This window comes from Bartonella tribocorum, from assembly GCF_002778015.1.
GTDB lineage: Bacteria > Pseudomonadota > Alphaproteobacteria > Rhizobiales > Rhizobiaceae > Bartonella > Bartonella tribocorum_B.
Window position 1 is genome coordinate 1 of record NZ_NJPP01000063.1, and the last position, 2,494, is coordinate 2,494.

Sequence of the window (2,494 nt, forward strand, 5' to 3'; positions counted from 1 at the left end):
CTACCAACTAGCCCAACACCAGCCCTCCCCCAACAAAACACCATCAAAAAACCAGCACATGGAGAAAACCTCAAAACCAACCGCCTCTCTCAGGGAAACACACCACCCCAAACAACGCATTTTCTAAGGAAAACATCACTAACCATTCCCCCACTTGAGATATCCACGATGTCATGACCAACCTTTTGATTTCATCAAAGTTTCACGCCTCTTCTATTCTTGAAGCGTGAAAAAATTCATTTTTAATCTATCAACCAGCCTCACTGTGAGGCTTTATTTTATGGAGAAGCAAATGAGAAAAATATCATCATCAGGGCTTGCACTCATTAAACAATGGGAAGGATTGCGTTTACAAGCCTATAAAGATACCATTGGTGTGTGGACAATTGGCTATGGCCATACCAGCACGGCTGGCAAACCGTTTGTTCACAAGGGCATGATCATCACGCAAAAACAAGCCGAAGAAATTCTTTCTCAAGATTTAAGACAATTTGAGAATACCGTTGAAAAACATGTGACGGTTTCCTTAACAGATGAACAATTCGCTGCACTCGTATCGTTTTGCTATAATGTAGGGACAGAAGCTTTTTGCAAGTCGACCCTTCTCAAAAAACTCAATAACAGTGAATATGAATCCGTCCCTTCTGAGTTACAAAAATGGACCAAAGCAGGGGGCAAGCGTCTTCACGGTCTTGTGCACCGTCGTGCAGCAGAAGCGGGATTATGGGCAAAGGGTGCTTATGTTTCTTCCAACTATCAAACCGTGGAAACAAAAGACCCCATGGGTTTTCTCAAAGCAGAAGCCTTAACCCCCATTATTGGTTCTTTTTCTGGACTTGGCGGTTTATTGGCAGGCAATGGGCCCATCCAATGGGCATTAGCAACCATCATGGTTTTAGCCGCCTGTGTTGGCATTTTCTTTGTGGCAAAACGCTTTCAGGAGCAGCGCTTATGATGAGGTGGGTGAAAAAAAATTTGATGATAACCGGAGCAGCTTTGACTGCTTTTTTTATCGCTTTAACAAAAGCTTTTACGCTTGGAAAGAAGCTTGAACAGCAAAAACAAACGGAAAAAATGCTAAAATCATCAACAACACGTCTAGAGGTAGAAAATGAAATTAATCAAAAAAGTGATCCTGATGTACGCGCTGCTCTTACTCACTGGTTGCGCAATAAAAACAATAAATGAGCCTTCATCTTGCGTTGGTTGGCTGCCCATTTATTTAGATCAAAAAGATCTCAAGAACATCAGCGCAAATCTCGCCAGAGATATTTTAAAACATAACAAACAAGGGGAAGGCTTGTGTGGGTGGAAACATGGCTAGAAAAACAGAAAAACAAACAGAGCTTACAGAAAAGGAAAAAGAAATTCTCCAAGAAATCATCATGACTTATAAAAGTGTAAAAGTGATGTCACGCTATACAAAGTGGGTTATATTCATCATTTTCCTCTTAGCGCTTGATTTTTCACGTATCATGGATGCCTTGGCAAGTATTTTTACACAAAAATCGAACATTCAGCTCTAAAATACACAATGAAACATGAGACGTGTTCAATCTTTAAAAAAACATCTGTTTTTACAAAATGTTGGAAGATTTTATGAATGATTTTTCACGTCTCATACGCCATTTTTTACACGATTCACAAACACCATGATGCAATAAATTGGGGGGGGGAGCATGAGAAGAGATTTTTTTCACAAAGGTTTTTTCACAAAGAGATGAATATAAACACCTTTGGGCAGGCATAAGAACATAAGAAAATAGCAGCGCCGAGGGGCACTTTTAAATCATCTATTTTTTTAAATCACATACTTGATGCCCAAATTGGTGCTAAAAGGGTTTTATGCTCTTGCACAACATCACGAAAAATTTAACAAAAGATATTTTTTCAATAAGCGCATCAATGAACAGCGTGATGCAATTGTCTTACATAAAAAGATCCTCACCCTCTCTACGCTTTAAAAGACCAAACATCTCCCCTTTGCCACTCCCCAATGGTTATAAAAAAAACTGTTTACGAAAGCCCAACGCCTTGATTGCCTCTTCATGAAATAGATATTTTTTATTAAATATTTTACAGCAACTGCCTCCACGTGTGTGGCATAAGAAACCATTTAACAGTATAAACGAGGCTGATGTATGAATTCACAACTGTAGAAGACACGGCATAGATCTTCATAAATCAGCTCAAGAGCTAAGAGCTGTCGCAACATTTTAAAAATGATCTCAACACCCACTCCCTCACATCCACTCCCCCGCATCCTCCTCCACATCCACACCCGCCTCTTCATCCCAACCAGCCCCTCATTCACAAGACTTATTCTCCCAAATTCCTCTCACGCCATTTCATGCCATGATAAAAGCCCAAAACACCCCAAAGCCTCCATAATACATAAAGCCTCTACGACCTTCCTATTCTTGTTTTACAGATCACCATTTTTACGCTTTTACATTTTTACAGAAAAAAACAAACACCCCCTGCACTGCTCTAT

General features: G+C 39.9%; 4 protein-coding genes. All 4 read left to right on the top strand.

What is annotated here, in order from left to right:
* Positions 1–292: 292 nt before the first annotated feature.
* Genes CEV08_RS09045 through CEV08_RS09060 form a run of 4 tightly spaced genes read left to right on the top strand, consistent with a single transcriptional unit; the run spans position 293 to position 1,526 of the window.
* The gene (locus CEV08_RS09045; protein ID WP_100131265.1) at positions 293–955 is read left to right on the top strand and encodes a lysozyme; all 663 of its coding nucleotides are present in this window, start codon (positions 293–295) and stop codon (positions 953–955) included.
* The gene (locus tag CEV08_RS09050) at positions 952–1,188 is read left to right on the top strand and encodes a hypothetical protein (RefSeq protein WP_100131266.1); all 237 of its coding nucleotides are present in this window, start codon (positions 952–954) and stop codon (positions 1,186–1,188) included. The genes CEV08_RS09045 and CEV08_RS09050 overlap by 4 nt, the downstream gene beginning before the upstream one ends.
* Entirely contained in the window at positions 1,112–1,324 is a 213-nt protein-coding gene (locus CEV08_RS10090) for a hypothetical protein (RefSeq protein ID WP_100131267.1), read from the top strand. Before CEV08_RS09050 ends, CEV08_RS10090 begins: the two co-directional genes overlap by 77 nt.
* Complete coding sequence (locus CEV08_RS09060) at positions 1,317–1,526, top strand: hypothetical protein (RefSeq protein WP_100131268.1); 210 nt, start codon at positions 1,317–1,319, stop codon at positions 1,524–1,526. The genes CEV08_RS10090 and CEV08_RS09060 overlap by 8 nt, the downstream gene beginning before the upstream one ends.
* The last annotated feature ends 968 nt before the right edge of the window (positions 1,527–2,494 follow it).